17 protein-coding genes are annotated in these 14,618 nt (G+C 66.0%); 13 read left to right on the plus strand and 4 right to left on the minus strand.

The features are described from left to right. Positions 1-391: 391 nt before the first annotated feature. Together fabA and F627_RS0104490 are read right to left on the minus strand one after the other, a co-directional pair. A complete protein-coding gene (gene fabA / locus F627_RS0104485; RefSeq protein ID WP_018866911.1) occupies positions 392-904 on the minus strand; it encodes a 3-hydroxyacyl-[acyl-carrier-protein] dehydratase FabA in 513 nt (170 codons plus the stop codon). Between the two features lie 162 nt (positions 905-1,066). Then, positions 1,067-1,381, minus strand: coding sequence for a hypothetical protein (locus tag F627_RS0104490; RefSeq protein ID WP_018866910.1), 315 nt, complete (start codon positions 1,379-1,381; stop codon positions 1,067-1,069). Positions 1,382-1,585: 204 nt separating this feature from the next. On the opposite strand from F627_RS0104490, the gene F627_RS0104495 reads away from it, so the two are divergent. From F627_RS0104495 to mnhG, 9 genes are all read left to right on the plus strand, one after another. Next, positions 1,586-2,920 (plus strand): hypothetical protein, encoded by a 1,335-nt coding sequence (locus F627_RS0104495; protein ID WP_018875778.1) that lies wholly within the window; start codon positions 1,586-1,588, stop codon positions 2,918-2,920. 142 nt (positions 2,921-3,062) lie between these two features. Then, positions 3,063-3,731 (plus strand): TIGR04211 family SH3 domain-containing protein, encoded by a 669-nt coding sequence (locus F627_RS0104500; RefSeq protein ID WP_018875777.1) that lies wholly within the window; start codon positions 3,063-3,065, stop codon positions 3,729-3,731. A 203-nt stretch (positions 3,732-3,934) separates the two neighbouring features. After that, the gene (locus tag F627_RS0104505; RefSeq protein WP_018878876.1) at positions 3,935-6,235 is read left to right on the plus strand and encodes a putative monovalent cation/H+ antiporter subunit A; all 2,301 of its coding nucleotides are present in this window, start codon (positions 3,935-3,937) and stop codon (positions 6,233-6,235) included. Continuing rightward, on the plus strand, positions 6,232-6,657 hold the full coding sequence (locus F627_RS0104510; RefSeq protein WP_017942333.1) for a Na+/H+ antiporter subunit B: 426 nt from the start codon (positions 6,232-6,234) through the stop codon (positions 6,655-6,657). The genes F627_RS0104505 and F627_RS0104510 overlap by 4 nt, the downstream gene beginning before the upstream one ends. After that, on the plus strand, positions 6,657-7,004 hold the full coding sequence (locus F627_RS0104515) for a Na+/H+ antiporter subunit C (RefSeq protein WP_018866906.1): 348 nt from the start codon (positions 6,657-6,659) through the stop codon (positions 7,002-7,004). Before F627_RS0104510 ends, F627_RS0104515 begins: the two co-directional genes overlap by 1 nt. Continuing rightward, complete coding sequence (locus F627_RS0104520) at positions 7,001-8,497, plus strand: Na+/H+ antiporter subunit D (RefSeq protein ID WP_018866905.1); 1,497 nt, start codon at positions 7,001-7,003, stop codon at positions 8,495-8,497. Before F627_RS0104515 ends, F627_RS0104520 begins: the two co-directional genes overlap by 4 nt. Next, positions 8,494-8,967 (plus strand): Na+/H+ antiporter subunit E, encoded by a 474-nt coding sequence (locus F627_RS0104525; protein WP_018866904.1) that lies wholly within the window; start codon positions 8,494-8,496, stop codon positions 8,965-8,967. The genes F627_RS0104520 and F627_RS0104525 overlap by 4 nt, the downstream gene beginning before the upstream one ends. A 15-nt stretch (positions 8,968-8,982) precedes the next feature. After that, on the plus strand, positions 8,983-9,258 hold the full coding sequence (locus F627_RS0104530) for a monovalent cation/H+ antiporter complex subunit F (protein ID WP_026279247.1): 276 nt from the start codon (positions 8,983-8,985) through the stop codon (positions 9,256-9,258). After that, on the plus strand, positions 9,251-9,646 hold the full coding sequence (mnhG, locus tag F627_RS0104535) for a monovalent cation/H(+) antiporter subunit G (protein ID WP_018866902.1): 396 nt from the start codon (positions 9,251-9,253) through the stop codon (positions 9,644-9,646). Before F627_RS0104530 ends, mnhG begins: the two co-directional genes overlap by 8 nt. A gap of 415 nt (positions 9,647-10,061) precedes the next feature. On the opposite strand, the gene F627_RS0104540 is transcribed toward mnhG, so the two are convergent. Next, positions 10,062-10,511, minus strand: coding sequence for a hypothetical protein (locus tag F627_RS0104540; protein WP_017942339.1), 450 nt, complete (start codon positions 10,509-10,511; stop codon positions 10,062-10,064). A gap of 217 nt (positions 10,512-10,728) precedes the next feature. On the opposite strand from F627_RS0104540, the gene F627_RS0104545 reads away from it, so the two are divergent. From F627_RS0104545 to F627_RS0104555, 3 genes are read left to right on the plus strand one after another with little or no spacing between them, the layout of a single operon-like run. Then, the gene (locus F627_RS0104545) at positions 10,729-11,430 is read left to right on the plus strand and encodes a metalloregulator ArsR/SmtB family transcription factor (RefSeq protein ID WP_018866900.1); all 702 of its coding nucleotides are present in this window, start codon (positions 10,729-10,731) and stop codon (positions 11,428-11,430) included. Between the two features lie 19 nt (positions 11,431-11,449). Next, positions 11,450-12,184: an MBL fold metallo-hydrolase gene (locus F627_RS0104550; RefSeq protein ID WP_018866899.1), complete on the plus strand. Its 735-nt coding sequence runs from the start codon at positions 11,450-11,452 to the stop codon at positions 12,182-12,184. Positions 12,185-12,206: 22 nt separating this feature from the next. After that, positions 12,207-13,526 (plus strand): MFS transporter, encoded by a 1,320-nt coding sequence (locus F627_RS0104555; RefSeq protein ID WP_019583407.1) that lies wholly within the window; start codon positions 12,207-12,209, stop codon positions 13,524-13,526. Positions 13,527-13,556: 30 nt separating this feature from the next. On the opposite strand, the gene F627_RS0104560 is transcribed toward F627_RS0104555, so the two are convergent. Beyond that, positions 13,557-14,015 (minus strand): DUF6231 family protein, encoded by a 459-nt coding sequence (locus F627_RS0104560; RefSeq protein ID WP_018866897.1) that lies wholly within the window; start codon positions 14,013-14,015, stop codon positions 13,557-13,559. Positions 14,016-14,126: 111 nt separating this feature from the next. On the opposite strand from F627_RS0104560, the gene F627_RS0104565 reads away from it, so the two are divergent. Further along, the gene (locus F627_RS0104565; RefSeq protein WP_018866896.1) at positions 14,127-14,609 is read left to right on the plus strand and encodes a Crp/Fnr family transcriptional regulator; all 483 of its coding nucleotides are present in this window, start codon (positions 14,127-14,129) and stop codon (positions 14,607-14,609) included. The last annotated feature ends 9 nt before the right edge of the window (positions 14,610-14,618 follow it).

The raw sequence follows: 14,618 nt of genomic DNA on the forward strand, positions 1-14,618 counted from the left end.
AGGCGCTGGATGTCTGAGCGGAGCCGCAGGCGCAGCGAGTTCAGCGCCGCCCGCGAAAACCCTCGGAGCGAGGGAAACCCCGGCCCGCGCAGCGGGCCGGGGTCGCGGCAGTCGGGCGTGTTTCTTGGGTACTTCTTTGCACGAGCAAAGAAGTACCTCGGGGCGCGCTGGCGAGTCAGCGCCTGGCAGGTGGCCGGACGAAGGCACCATAAACACCGGATGCCGAACCAGGCCTAGCCAACAATCGGCGGTACGCGGACCGAAGGCTCGTAAACACCGGATGCCACTCCAGGACCAGCCACCACGAGGCAGGCGGCGGGTAGAAGGCAGGGAAACGTGAGAGGGCGAAGAACACAGGCTCCCGCGCTTGTGATGGTGGGAGCCGGTGGGGCTAGAAGTTTTCGGTGGAGGTGAACAGGCCGACGCGGAGGTCGTGGGCCTCGTAGATCGGGCGGCCGTCGACCTTGACGATGCCGTCGCCGATGCCGAGGACCAGCTTGCGCGAGATCACGCGCTTCATGTCGATATGGTAGGTGACCTTCTTGGCCGTCGGCAGGACCTGCCCGGTGAACTTGACCTCGCCCACCCCCAGGGCGCGCCCGCGTCCCGGATTGCCGAGCCATGCGAGGTAGAAGCCGACCAGCTGCCACATGGCGTCGAGGCCGAGGCAGCCGGGCATCACCGGGTCGCCGGGGAAGTGGCAGGCGAAGAACCAGAGGTCGGGATTGATATCCAGCTCGGCGATCATCTCGCCCTTGCCGTACTGGCCGCCGTCGCTGTTGATCTCCAGGACCCGGTCCATCATCAGCATGTTGGGGACCGGCAACTGGGCGTTGCCCGGACCGAACATGTTGCCGTAGCCACAGGCCAGGAGTTCGTCGCGATCGTACTGATTCTTCTGCATGGGAGCGCCGCTCGGGGAAAAGGCCGGTATTGGACCGAAACCCGCGCGCAAAAGCAATTGCGACGGGATTCGGCGGTGCGCCGACAGCCCCGGGGGTGGGGCTGATTAGGTTGTCCTCGGAACGTCCTGGGACAACCTGTCGAGAGCTCTGCGTGCCCCGGATCAGGCGTCGGAGGGATACCGTAGCAGTTCCGCGAGGGTGAAGAAGCGGTCGCCGCGCAGGTAGCCGGCCTGGATGTCGGCGATCAGGGCGCCGGGGCGGCCCTGATCGTCGTGCTCGGCCACCCACGCGGTCGGGACCGTATCCAGGATGTGGGTACAGGCCAGGCGCCCGTCTTCCAGGTGGCTGGCGCGAACCTCGCCGGTGCGGCGGTTGCGGAAGGCCGGGAGCCAGCCGGCGGTGAAGCCGGCGTCGAGCCAGGCGGGGTTCTCGGTGCGGGCCGGTTCGGGTGCCGGCATGAGGTCGAGGCTGAGCATCGCGAGGTCTCCGGGGATTTAATTCGGGTATCGGCGCGGGCGCGGCAAACTTGAGCGTGATTGGCCCGGCGTGGAGACGGGAACCGGAACGATTCGACATAATCAGGTAACCGGTTGGTGGGGCCCGGAGTTGCGCCCGAGGTGGCGGGCGCGGACCATGCCTGAAAGAACAACAAGCGAGGGGGAGTCGTGGCCGTCACTGTAATGCTGTGGGTGCTGGGGATCGTGGTCGCAATCGTGGTGCTGGACCTGGCACGGCGGCCCTTGCGCCGCCTGCTGGTGGGGCTGACCGGCGGCGTGACACGCCTGACGTGTGCCCTGCGGCGGCAGGTGCTGCATCTGCGCGACGCGACCCAGCGCTGGCACCACGCCCACCTGGCTCGGCTGGAGGCCGAACGCGTTCATGTGGCGGTCCATGCCCTGGAGCGGCGTTACGCTCGCCTGGTGGGCCACGATCTGGCCGAGATCCCCGATCTGCGCCAGCAGGTTCACGAGACCCTGCGAGAGTTGGAAGATGCCTATGTCCGCGACGAGGGGCGCCTGTCCGCCGAGCCGGGCTGGGTCAGCCGGCTGGAGGCGCTGGTCAGTACGCCGGTAAGTGAAAGCCCGCAGGGGCAGCGCCTGGCGCAGGACATTCAGGAAACGGTGTTGCGGATTGCACGGCTCGGCATGGAGGAGCACCGACAGATGGCGCGTGGCCTGCTGTCGGCGCGGCGACGCCTGGAAGCCCCGTTGCACGAATTGACCGGGCGCCTGGAGCAGGTACAACGGCGCCTGGCCGACCTGCAACGCCAGGGCGAGCGCCTGGATAACGGTCTGGCGAACTGCGAGAACCGGGACCATCCGGCGCAGCGGCACCTGCCCGCGTATGCCCAGGCCGGCAGTCAGTGGCTGCTGGGCGCGGCCGGGCTGGTGCTGACCGCGGTGGCCGTGGTGGTGTACCAGCGGCTGTTCGATCCGGCCCTGGGGACGCAGTTTCCGGCCTCGCTGGAGGCCGGCGGGGTGGCCTTCCCGGATCTGGTGGTGGCGACCCTGCTGGGGGCCGCGGCGGTCTCCGGCTGGCTGCTGGCCGAGGCCCGCGGCGTGTCCCGTCTGCTGCCGCAGGCGATGATGGATGGTAGTGAGGGCGTGCGCCGGGCGCTGGTGGTGGTGGCAGGCGTTGCGCTGGCCGTGCTCGCGCTGATCTCCGCGCTGGGCGGCTTTCATCTGGAGTGGGTGGCGTATCGTCAGGAGTTGATGGATACCCTGCTGGCCGGGGGCGACGCGTTGCCGCCGACCCTGAACCTGTTCGAGCAGTCGGTGGGCGCGGTTCTGGGCCTTCTGGTACCCCTGATCGTTGCGCTGGCGCCGATCTGGCTGGTGGGGGTGCTACAGGCGACCCGGGTTATTCTGGGCGGCCTGCTGACGCTCGTGCTGGCGGTGCTAGCGGGTATCCTGTACCTGCTGGCGGTCGCGGCGGCGCAAGTGCGGCGTCTGCTTCCGGTGGCATTTGATCTGATCACGTTCCCCTCGCGGGCCGTGCGCGAGCGGTTCGTGTAAGTGTCAGGAAGCCGGAATGTGAACTCGATCAACCCCCGGTACGGCTTTGCGTGCGCGGCTTTCTGCCCCCTGTAGAATGCGGCGCCGGAGATCCCGGGCGAATCAAGAGATGGCAGCGGAAATGACGATGAAACGGTGGTCGATGCGCGTGATGGCGCTGGTTCTGGGGAGCGTGATGCTGGTGGCCTGGAGCGGGGCGGCCGCGCAGCAGACGCGCTATGTCAGTGAGGAACTCGAGGTCGGCGTGCGCGGCGGCCCCTCGAACCAGAACCGCATTGTCAGTGCGGTGCGCGCCGGGCAGCCGGTCACGGTGATGGAACAGTCCGGTGACGGCTGGAGCCGGGTGCGGCTGCCCAGTGGCAACGAGGCGTGGATCCTGACCCGCTATTTGCAGGACGAGCCGCACTCCCGCGAGCGCCTGGCCGAGGTCGAGGCCGAGCTGGCCGAGATCCGTTCCGGTGCGGATGATCAGGAGGGCCGGATCGCGGAGTTGCTGGACCGGCGCAACGAACTGACGACCGAGCGAGATGAACTCCAGGCCCGGATCGCGGATATGGAGTCGGAACTGGAAGAGCTGCGGGATATCGCGGAGCGGCCGCAGGAGATTCAACGCGAGAACCGCCGGCTGGAGCAGGAACTGATCGAGTCCCGCGATTCGGCCGACGAGTATCGGCGTCAGGTCGAGGTGATGCAGGCCGACAGCCAGCGCAAGTGGTTCATGACCGGGGCCCTGGTCACCGTGGGTTCGGTGATCCTGGGCATTATCCTGACGCGCATCCCCACGCGCCGGCGGCGCAGCGACTGGGTCTGACCGGCAGCGCGTTTCCCGGAACGGTCCGCGCGAGGAACATCACGTTTCTTGCGCGGTCCCACCCAAGTCAGTAGGCTTCCGCGACCGTTCGAGACGGGCATGCGCCGGTCGGTGCCGGCCTGTCTCGGTTGCGACGGAACGATTTGTACGCGTGGCCGCGGGCCGCGTCCTTGGCCCGGAACCAAAAGGACTGAGCTGGCCGGATGCTCTACGCAATTATCTCAACGTTCCTGCTGGCGGCAGCCGCCCCCGCGGTGCACCGCCTGACCGGCCGTGCCAGCGGCTGGGTGCTGGGTCTGTTGCCGGCCGCGTTGTTCGTCTATTTCCTGAGTTTCCTGCCGGCGGTCTCCAGTGGCGAGTCCATCGTGCTGGCCTGGCCCTGGCTGCCGGGGCTGGATATCCAGCTCTCGTTCCTGGTGGACGGGCTGTCGCTGCTGTTCGCGCTGCTGATCTCGGGCATCGGCTTCTTCATCGTCACCTACGCCGGGCGCTACCTCGAGGGGGACCGTGACCTCGGGCGCTTCTACGTGATCATCCTGGCCTTCATGGGCTCCATGCTGGGGCTGGTGCTGGCGGACAACCTGGTCGCGATGTTCGTGTTCTGGGAGCTGACCAGCATCACGTCCTATCTGCTGATCGGTTACAACCACGAGAACGCGGACGCCCGGAAGTACGCCCTGCAGGGCCTGTTCGTCACCGTGGGCGGCGGCCTGGCGCTGCTGGCCGGGATCATCATGCTGGCGATGGCCGGCGGTTCCTGGGAGCTGTCCGAGATCCTCAACAACGGCGACGTGGTGCGCGAGCATGCGCTGTACCTGCCGTTGTTGCTGCTGATCCTGATCGGGGCCTTCACCAAATCGGCGCAGGTCCCGTTCCATTTCTGGCTGCCGCGCGCGATGGCTGCGCCGACCCCGGTCTCCGCCTACCTGCACTCCGCGACCATGGTGAAGGCCGGCGTATACCTGCTGGCGCGCCTGAACCCGTCGCTGGGTGGCACCGACATCTGGTTCACCACGCTGGCGTTGTTCGGTGCGGTGACCATGTTCACCGGTGTGTTCCTGGCCTTCCGCTCGACCGGGGTGAAGAAGGTGCTGGCGTACTCCACGGTGATGGCCCTGGGTACGCTGACCATGCTGATCGGGATCGGCACCGAAACCGCATTGATGGCGGCGATGGCCTTCCTGCTGGCGCACTCGCTGTACAAGGGCGCGCTGTTCATGGTCGCCGGTATCCTGGATCACGAGGCCGGTGCCAAGGATTTCCTGCAGACCGGGGGGCTGCGCAGCGCGCTGCCGGTCACGGCCGCGTTCGCGATTCTCGCGGCGCTGTCGTTGGGGGGTGTGATCCCGCTGTTCGGGTTCGTCGCCAAGGAGTTGATGCTGGAGGCCGTGCTCGATGCCCCGAGCCTGGGCGGCATCCTCGCGCTGCTGGCGGTGCTGACCGCGATCCTGGGGGTCGCGGTGGCCGCGATCGTCGGTATTCGCCCGTGGTTCGGGCCCAAGGTGGATACACCGAAGACGCCGCACCATGACGCTCCAGTGGCCATGCTCGCCGGCCCGGCGGTGCTTGCGAGTCTGGGGCTGATCTTCGGTCTCGGCCCGGGACTGGCGGACGAAGGCCTGATCAATGCCGCGGCGGCCAGCGTGCAGGGCGCGCCGGTGGATGGCTACCTGGCGCTGTGGCACGGGATCAACTGGCCGCTGGCGATCTCCGCGTTCAGCCTGGTGGCCGGTGGGGTGCTGTACTGGCGTTGGGAGCAGGCGCGCCGCGCGCTGGCGTGGGTGGATCGCGCGGCCGAATACGGCCCGGAGAAGGGCTACTTCAAGATGATGGACGGCCTGGTGGCACTGTCGGAGTGGCAGACCCGCGTGCTGCAGAACGGCTATCTGCGCTATTACGTGATCGTGATCGTCGCGATGACCGCGGGCCTGGTCGGGGTGACGGCGCAGCTGTTCGACGTCGGCGTGGGCGGCCTCGACTGGGCCGCGCTGAAGATCCACGAGGTCGCGATCCTGGCGATCCTGGTGGCCTCGATGCTGTTCGCGGTGCTGACGCGCTCGCGTCTGGGGGCGGTGGCGGCGCTGGGGTCGCTGGGCTTTACCGTGGCCCTGGTCTACGTGCTTTACAGCGCGGCGGATGTCGGTATTACCCAGGTGCTGGTCGAGACCCTGACCGTGATCCTGCTGGTGCTGGTGCTGTTCCGCCTGCCGGGTTTCTTGAACCTGTCGTCCACCGCGCTGCGGGTGCGCGATGCCGGGATCGCGCTGGTGATGGGCGGCATGATCACGCTGTTGATCCTGAGCACCCTGGATGCGCGCCTGTTCCCGTCGATCTCGCAGTACTTCATTGACGAGTCGGTGCCCTCCGGCTATGGCCGCAATATCGTCAACGTGGTCCTGGTGGACTTCCGTGCGCTGGATACGCTGGGCGAGATCTTCGTGCTGGCGCTGGCGGCGATCGGGGTGTACGCGATGCTGCGTTTCCGCGCGGAGGACCGCCGATGAACATGCATTCCCTGATCCTGCGCACCGCGGGGCATTTCCTGCTGCCGCTGCTGCTGCTGTTCTCCGTGTTCCTGCTGCTGCGCGGTCATGACGAACCGGGAGGCGGCTTCATCGGCGGCCTGGTCGCGGCCGCGGCGATCGTGCTGTATCTGTTCTCGATGGATATCCAGTCGGCGCGCAAGGTGCTGCGCGTGGACCCGCGCGACGTGCTGGGCGTTGGCATGGTGCTGGCCGTGATCAGCGCGATCCCCGGGGTGTTCCGCGGGGAGGCCTTCTTCACCGCCCAGTGGTGGGAGTTCACCGCGCCGCTGTTCGGCGAGATGAAGCTCTCCACCGTGCTGATCTTCGATATCGGGGTGTACCTGGTGGTAATCGGGTCCGTGCTGACCATCATGCTGAACCTCGCGGAGGCGGAAGACTGATGGAAGTCGTCATGGCCTTTGTGGTGGGCGGCCTGTATGCCGCGGCCATCTACATGATGCTGCGCCGCTCGATCGTGAAGCTGGTGATCGGGCTGGTACTGCTGTCGAATGCCGCCAACCTGCTGATCTTCACCGTGGCCGGCATGACCTCCGGTGCGCCGCCGCTGATCGCGCCGGGCGACACGGTGCCCGAGGGCGTATCCGCCGATCCGCTGGCCCAGGCCGTGGTGCTGACCGCGATCGTGATCGGGTTCGGGGTGCTGGCATTCGCCGTGGTGCTGATTCACCGCGCCTACGAGGTGGTGCAGGCCGATGACATGGATCAGATGAAGGACACCGATCGATGATGATGTCGGTAGCCCTTCCGGTCGTGCTGCCGCTGCTGTTCGGCGCATTGTCCGTAATGTTCTGGCGCTCGCACTTCGCGCAGCGCTCGCTTGGCGTGCTCGGCACCGGCGCAATGCTGGCAGTCTCCGTCTGGCTGCTGGCGGATACCTGGGAGCACGGCCATGTGGTGATGGAGATGGGCTCCTGGCCCGCTCCGTTCGGGATCGTGCTGGTGTCCGACATGCTGGCCGCGATCATGGTGGTGCTGACCGGGATCATCGGCTTCGCCACCGCGCTGTATTCGCTCTCCGGCATCGGCAAGATGTCGGAGAAGTTCGGCTACTACCCGCTGCTGCACCTGCTGCTGGCGGGGGTAAACGGCGCCTTCCTGACCGGCGACATCTTCAACCTCTACGTGTGGTTCGAGGTGATGCTGGTCGCGTCCTTCGCCCTGCTGATCCTGGGCGGGGAACGCGCGCAGATGGAGGGGGCGATCAAGTACGTCACCCTGAACCTGCTGTCGTCGATGATCTTCCTGACCGCGATCGGCCTGACCTATGGTCTGACCGGCACGCTGAACATGGCCGACATCGCGGACAAGCTGGCCACGGTGGAGGACACCGGGCTGATCACCGTGATCGCGATGCTGTACCTGGTCGCCTTCGGGGTGAAGGCGGCGGCGTTCCCGTTCTTCTTCTGGCTGCCGGCCTCCTATCACACGCCCAAGGTCGCGGTATCCGCGCTTTTCGCGGGTCTGCTGACCAAGGTCGGGGTATATGCGCTGTTCCGCGTGTTCACGCTGATCTTCAATCAGGACGTGGACTACACCCACGAGATCCTGCTGTGGGTCGCGGCCGCGACCATGCTGACCGGCGTGCTCGGGGCGGCGGCGCATTACGAGTTCCGGCGCATCCTATCGTTCCACATCATCAGCCAGATCGGCTACATGATCATGGGGCTGGCGCTGTTTACGCCGCTGGCGCTGGTCGGCGGGGTGTTCTACATCATGCACCACATCATCGTGAAGGCGAATCTGTTCCTGATCAGCGGGATCACCTTTGTGATGAAGGGCACCCACGAGCTGAAGCAGATGGGCGGGATCTACCGCACGAATCCGATGCTGGGTGTGCTGTTCCTGATCCCGGCGTTGTCGCTGGCAGGGCTGCCGCCGCTGTCCGGGTTCTTCGCGAAGTTCATCATCATCCGCGCGGGCATCGAGGCCGAGGCCTACTGGGTGGTGGCGGTCGCGCTGGTGGTGGGGCTGCTGACGCTCTACTCGATGATCAAGATCTGGGCCGAGGTATTCTGGAAGGCGCAGCCGGAAGGCGTGGAGACCGATGACGTGACCTCCGGTCCGATGATCTGGATGTGGCTCCCGGTGATCATGCTGGCGCTGATGACCGTGGCCATTGGCCTGTACGGCGAGCCGATCTACCAGATGGCCCTGATGTCGGCCGAACAGCTGCTGGATCCGTCGCAGTACATCGAGGCGGTACTGGGGGCACAGCCATGATCGCGCTGACCTGGAATATCGCGCTGGCCCTGATCTGGGTCTTCCTGACCGGCACGTTCAGCACCGGCAACCTGCTCGTGGGGTTCTTCCTCGGCTATGTGCTGCTGGCCTTCGCGCTGCGCGACAAGCCGGGTTTCTCGAGCTACGCGCGGCGGGTGCCCAAGTTCATCGCGTTCATTGGCTACTTCCTCTGGGAGCTGTTCCTGTCCAATCTGAAGGTGGCGTATGACGTGATGACGCCGACCCACCACATGGTGCCGGGCGTGATCGCCTTCCCCCTGGATGCCAGGACCGATGGCGAGATCACCATCGTCGCCAACCTGATCTCGCTGACCCCGGGAACACTGAGCCTCGACGTGTCCACCGACAAGAAGGTGCTGTACATCCACGTGATGTACATCGAGGATCGGGACGAGGTGATCCGCTCCATCAAGTACTTGGAACACCGCGCGCTGGAGGTCCTGCGCTAGGCGCAGGGGATGCAGATGTTCGATATCGCCATCATCGCTTCCAATGTGCTGCTGAGTATCGCCCTGCTGCTGGGGTTCTGGCGGCTGTATCTGGGGCCGACCCTGCCCGATCGCGTGGTCGCGCTGGAACTGATCGCATCGCTGACGATCGGCTTTATCGCGGTGTATGTAATCTCCAGCGGCCGCACCCCGTTCATCGACGTGGCGATGGTGCTGGCGCTGACCGCGTTCCTCGCGGCGGTCGGCTTTGCCCGTTACCTGGAGAAAGGGGGGCATCGCGACGATGACTGAGTTCTTCACGGGGCTGTTTCTGGTGGTGGGTGCGGCGTTCATGGTCGTGGCGGCGCTGGGCTTGGTGCGCATGCCCGACCTGCCGATGCGCCTGCACGCGACCACCAAGGCGGGCGTGCTGGGGGCTGGCCTGATGATGGTCGGGGTCGCGGTGTACTTCGGTGACGGCGGCGTGACCACGCGCGCGGTGGCGGTGATCGGCTTCCTGCTGCTGACCGCGCCGGTGGCCGCCCATGCGATCGGGCGCGCGGGTTATTTCGTCGGTGTCCCGCTGTGGGAACACAGCAAGACCGACGAGCTGAAGGGACGCTACGACGAGAAGACTCACACCCTGTCTTCGCCGCCGGAGATGCACGAGCCCGAGGATCGGGACGACGCATCGCGCTGAGACCGATGCTTTTCGGCATACCCAGCGAGCCCCGTGGCCATGCCGCGGGGTTCGTTCGTTTGGGGCCGGCGCGGCCGGGGCGAGAGGACACCCGTCTGCGTTCGGAGGCCATGCGGTCACCCGGCCGGGGTGAAGCGCAGAGCCGGGATCTCCGGCGTCAGCAAGAGCCCGGATGCTTGAGATGACCCCCGGTTCAGCACACCCCGAAAATCGCAGGAGCCTGCTCGCAGGCGAAGCCCCTGCCAAAGTCAGACGTGGTCAGGGGAATTCGCCTGCAAGCAGGCTCCTGCAGGGCGTTATGGAGGCGCGACCAGGGCGGCCGACAAAAAAGCCGGGGCGTTAGGCCCCGGCAATGGGTACAGTCGTTGGAGAGACGACAGTTCCTTGGTCCGGGATCGCTCCCGGCATGCGGCCGTCAGGCCGCGTGGGTTTCCTTGGCCTCGCGGGCGGCCTTGGCCTGTTCCGGGTCGTAGGCCGCGCCGGACCAGAGCATCTCGTAGGCGATCTCCTCGTTCCCGTTCTCGCACAGTTCCAGGACCTGCTGGAACAGGGGCTGGAAGGTCTCGCTCTGATGCGACGCCTCGTGTTCCTCGAAGCTGTTCCAGAAGGTAATGATCAGCGCTTCCTTGTCCTTCATCGGGCTCTCGACCGCCTGGCCGATCGTCGAGCCCTCGTTGGAGACCGCGCCGGAGTTCAGGGCGACAAAGCCGCCGACAAAGCCGGTATCCGAGTGGTAGGTCTTCACGTTCTCGCAGAGTACCGCGACACGCTCCTGCAGGTCGTCGATGGTGTACTCCGGCTTCAGGATCACGCGATTGATGGTGACCACGCCGTCGGCCGGGAAGTTGTTGATCAGCTGGCTCATGACGTCCTCCTTTTGCAGGGGAAGGGTGCCCGTGGGCACGGGATAGTCATTCAGTTAGTAAGCAACTTCTAATTGAAGTTCCAGAGTACCGTACTCAGGAATTACTGCGTTCGCCAGAATGCCCCAAAAACCGGAGGGTCCGGTCCCGCGCGGGTGCGCAAGCAGGGCTTGCGTTGGCGGCGCGCGTTGGTTAGCTTATATTCCAACGAATATTGGAATGTGTGCGGTGTCCGGACGCGAACTCAAAGACCTCCTGTACGAACAGGTGGCCCGCATTGCCCGCGCGGCCGCCAGTCCCAAGCGGTTGGAGCTGATCGAGATCCTCGTGCAGGGGGAGAAGAGCGTCGAACAACTGGCGTCGGACGCGGAGATCAGCGTGAAGCTGGCCAGTGCCCACCTGAAGGAGCTGCGCCTTGCGCGGCTGGTGGAGGCCCGGCGCGAAGGCCGGTACATGTTCTACCGCCTGGTCGATCGGCATGTCGCCGATTTCTGGGTGATGCTGCGAACACTGGCCGAAGAACGGCTGCTGGAGCTGCAGGCCGCCACTCGAGAGATCGCCGAGGGTGCGGGCGATCTGGCCCCCATGGCGGGCGAACAGCTACTCGAGCGGGCGCGGCGCGGCGAGGTGATCGTGCTCGACGTACGTCCGGGCATGGAATACGCCAGCGCCCATCTTCCCTATGCCCGATCCATCCCCGTCAGCGAATTGCGCGACCGGCTGGGCGAATTGCCGACTGACCGCCCCGTGGTGGCGTACTGCCGAGGACCGTACTGCCTGATGGCGAGCGAGGCCGTCCAGATCCTGGGTCGGCACGGCATCCGGGCCAGCCGGCTCGAGGACGGCATCGCGGAGTGGCGCTACCACGGTCTGCCCGTGAGCGCCGATGAGGACAACCGACAAAAAGAACGCGACCGGTGAACGGTCCAGGAGGAGTGTCATGTTTTTTCATCAATTACCCACCCGGGAGTCGTCGCTGTCCTACCTGTTCGGCTGTGGATCGCTGGGCAAGGCCATCGCGGTGGATGTCGTGGACGGGGACCAGGAATGGTTCCTGGAGCGGGCCGCCGAGGCGGGTGTTGCCATCACGCATGTGATCGACACGCATGTGCATGCCGATCACTATTCCGGTGGCCGTGACCTGGCCCGACGTGCCGGGGCGGAGTATTGCCTGCATGCGTCGGATCGTTCGGTGGTGGAGTTCGACTTCCATGCGCTGGAGGATGGCGATCGGCTCGAGGTCGGCAACGTCGAGGTCGAGGTGATCCATACCCCCGGTCACACGGAGGACAGCCTGTGTCTTCTGGTGACCGACAAACGCCGCGGGGACCAGCCCTGGTTCGTTCTTACGGGCGATACGCTGTTCATCGGCAGTGTTGGACGCCCCGATCTGGCCGGGCGGGAGCGCGAGATGGCGGGACGGTTGTTCGACAGCCTTCACGAGCGCCTCCTGGGCCTTCCGGACGAACTGGAGATCTATCCCGGTCACTATGCCGGCAGTGCCTGCGGCGCGGGGCTGTCCGGGAAGCCGTCGTCGACGCTCGGGTTCGAAAAGCGCTTCAACCCGGGGCTTGCGATCGGTGAGCGGGAGGCGTTCGTCGATTTTCTGACCCAGAACATCCCCCCGCGCCCGGTGGGAATGGATGCCTACGTCGCGGCGAATATCGCCTCCTGATCCGATAGCAGAGGGACTCTTCATGACGGACCATCACAAGGCCGCGGAAGCCTACGCCCATCTGACGCACGGGATTCGGGAGAACCTCGGGCAGTTCGGGCAGCAACTGATCCAGGTCTTCTTCGTTGGCCTGACCATCGGGATGATGCGCACGGTCGTGCCGGCGCTGGCGGAGAGCGAGTTCGGTGTGGCCGAGGGCTCGTTCATGCTGCTGACCGCGTTCGTGGTCGCCTTTGGGGTCGTGAAGGGGGCGCTCAACTTCGTTGCCGGGCGCCTGTCCGAGCGGCTGGGGCGCAAGACGGTCCTGATGCTGGGCTGGGTGGCGGCCATCCCGATCCCGTTCATGATCCTTTACGCACCGTCCTGGAGCTGGATCGTCGCGGCGACCGTCCTGCTGGGCGTGAACCAGGGGCTGGCGTGGTCGATGACGCAGACCGCCAAGATGGATATCACCCGGGCCGACGAGCGCGGCTTCACCATGGGCATGAACGAGTTCTCCGGGTATGTCGGGGTTGCCGTGGCGGGGATCGTGACCGGCTATATGGCGGCCGCGTTCGGGCCACGCTGGGGCCTGCTGATCTTCGGCCTGGTGGTGATCGCCCTGGCGATCGTGATGACCGCCGTGTTCGTGCGCGAGACCCTCGACTGGGCAAAGGCCGAGGGTGCCCGGCATGCGGCCGGTCAGTCCACCGGCCCGGTGCCGCGTTACCCGACGAATATCCCCGACACGCTGACGACCTGGCAGGTGTTCACCCTGATGTCCTGGCGTGACCGGCGCATGGCGGCGTTCAGCCAGGCCGGGCTGGTGGAGAAGTTCGTGGATGCGCTGGTCTGGGTGTTCTACCCGGTGTTCCTGTATCAGCAGGGGCTCAGTCTGGCGGCGATCGGCTGGGTCGTCGGGATCTACGGCTTCGTCTGGGGCGGTTCGCAGTTCCTTACCGGGCGTCTGTCCGATCACGTGGGGCGACGCCAGCCGATCATCTGGGGAATGTGGATCTGTGGCGGCGGGGTCGCCCTGACCCTGCTCGGCGAGGGCGTACTGTGGTGGTCCTTCGCGGCGGCGGTGACCGGGTTCGGCATGGCGCTGCTGTACCCGAACCTCAGTGCGGCGGTGGCGGACATTGCGCACCCGAACTGGCGCGGCTCGGCCATCGGTACCTACCGGTTCTGGCGCGATCTCGGGTACGGCGTTGGGGCCCTGGGCCTGGGCATCGTGGCCCACCTGGGCGGCTCGGTGATCTGGGGCTTCTGGTTCGTGGTGATCGCGATGTTTGCATCCGGTGCGCTGGTCTGGTGGTGGGGTGACGAGACGCATCCGCGCCTGAACCCCCGCGACGAGTAGTCCCCGCGTCGCGATTCGCCCGGCACAGCGTTACCAGCGGGCCTTGTCCCACATCTCGGGGTTCGCCCAGAACCGGGCGTTCAGCCAGTCGGGAGTGAGCTTGTAGTCGTACAGGCTGGTGCGATAGACCGCGTGATCCGGCGCGGCGGTCTCGGCTTCGGGGTCGCGCCGGAATCCGAGCGCCAGGAAGTCGTTCAGGTCCCAGCGTTGGTCGTCCAGCCGATGCAGAATCAGCACCTCGTCGGCCCAGCGGTCGCGCAGGCCGCCCAGCAGTTGTTGTCCGGTGGTCACATCCAGCGCGCTGAGGGTGTCCGGGAGCAGGACCAGCGGCACTCGTGGCTCGGGCGGATGCTCGAGAAACGCTGCCACCGTTTCCTGCTCCACATCCGGTGGACTGTCCGTGGTCTCAGGGGCGGCGACCAGCAGGAGGGTGCGCCCCTCGCGCAGGCGTCGCGGCAGGTTACGGCGCAGGACGTCGATGTCGATCAAGGGCTACCTCCCCGGCGTTCCGTGGCGTGTCGGCCCCGTCCCGGGGCCGTGTTCGTTATACTCTAAAGCACTCTCACTTCTACCGCGGACCCGTCAGAAGGAACCCTCTCCATGTCCAAGGAACTGCTGACCGAATTCCTCTCCAAGCACCCGATCTCGGCGTCCCTGACGCCGGCCGAGGTCGAAGTCCTGCTCGAGTACCTGGAAGTGGTGGAGACCCATCACAAGCAGGTGATCGCGGACATCGGCGAGGTCGGGGAGTCGCTGTTCTTCGTGGTCAGCGGGACCGCTGCGCTGTACCACGACGACGGCAGCCAGGAGATCGAGGTCGGCCGCATGCAGACCGGCGAACTGGCCGGGTCCATGTCGTTCTTCGACCGCGTGCCGCGCGGCGTGCGCATGCGTGCCCTGAGCGACAATACCCGCCTGTTGCGCCTGTCGCGCTCCATGTACGACCGCCTGCGTGTCGAGCAGCCGTACATCGCGGTGAACCTGCTCGAGTTTGCCATCATCAGCCTGGATCACCTGATCCGCCGGGTCTCCGAGGACGTGGCCACCTACGCCCACTATCTCTACTCCCCGGGCAAGAAGTAACCCCGGTCG

It is taken from the genome of Thioalkalivibrio sp. ALE16, from assembly GCF_000381305.1.
Lineage (GTDB): Bacteria > Pseudomonadota > Gammaproteobacteria > Ectothiorhodospirales > Ectothiorhodospiraceae > Thioalkalivibrio.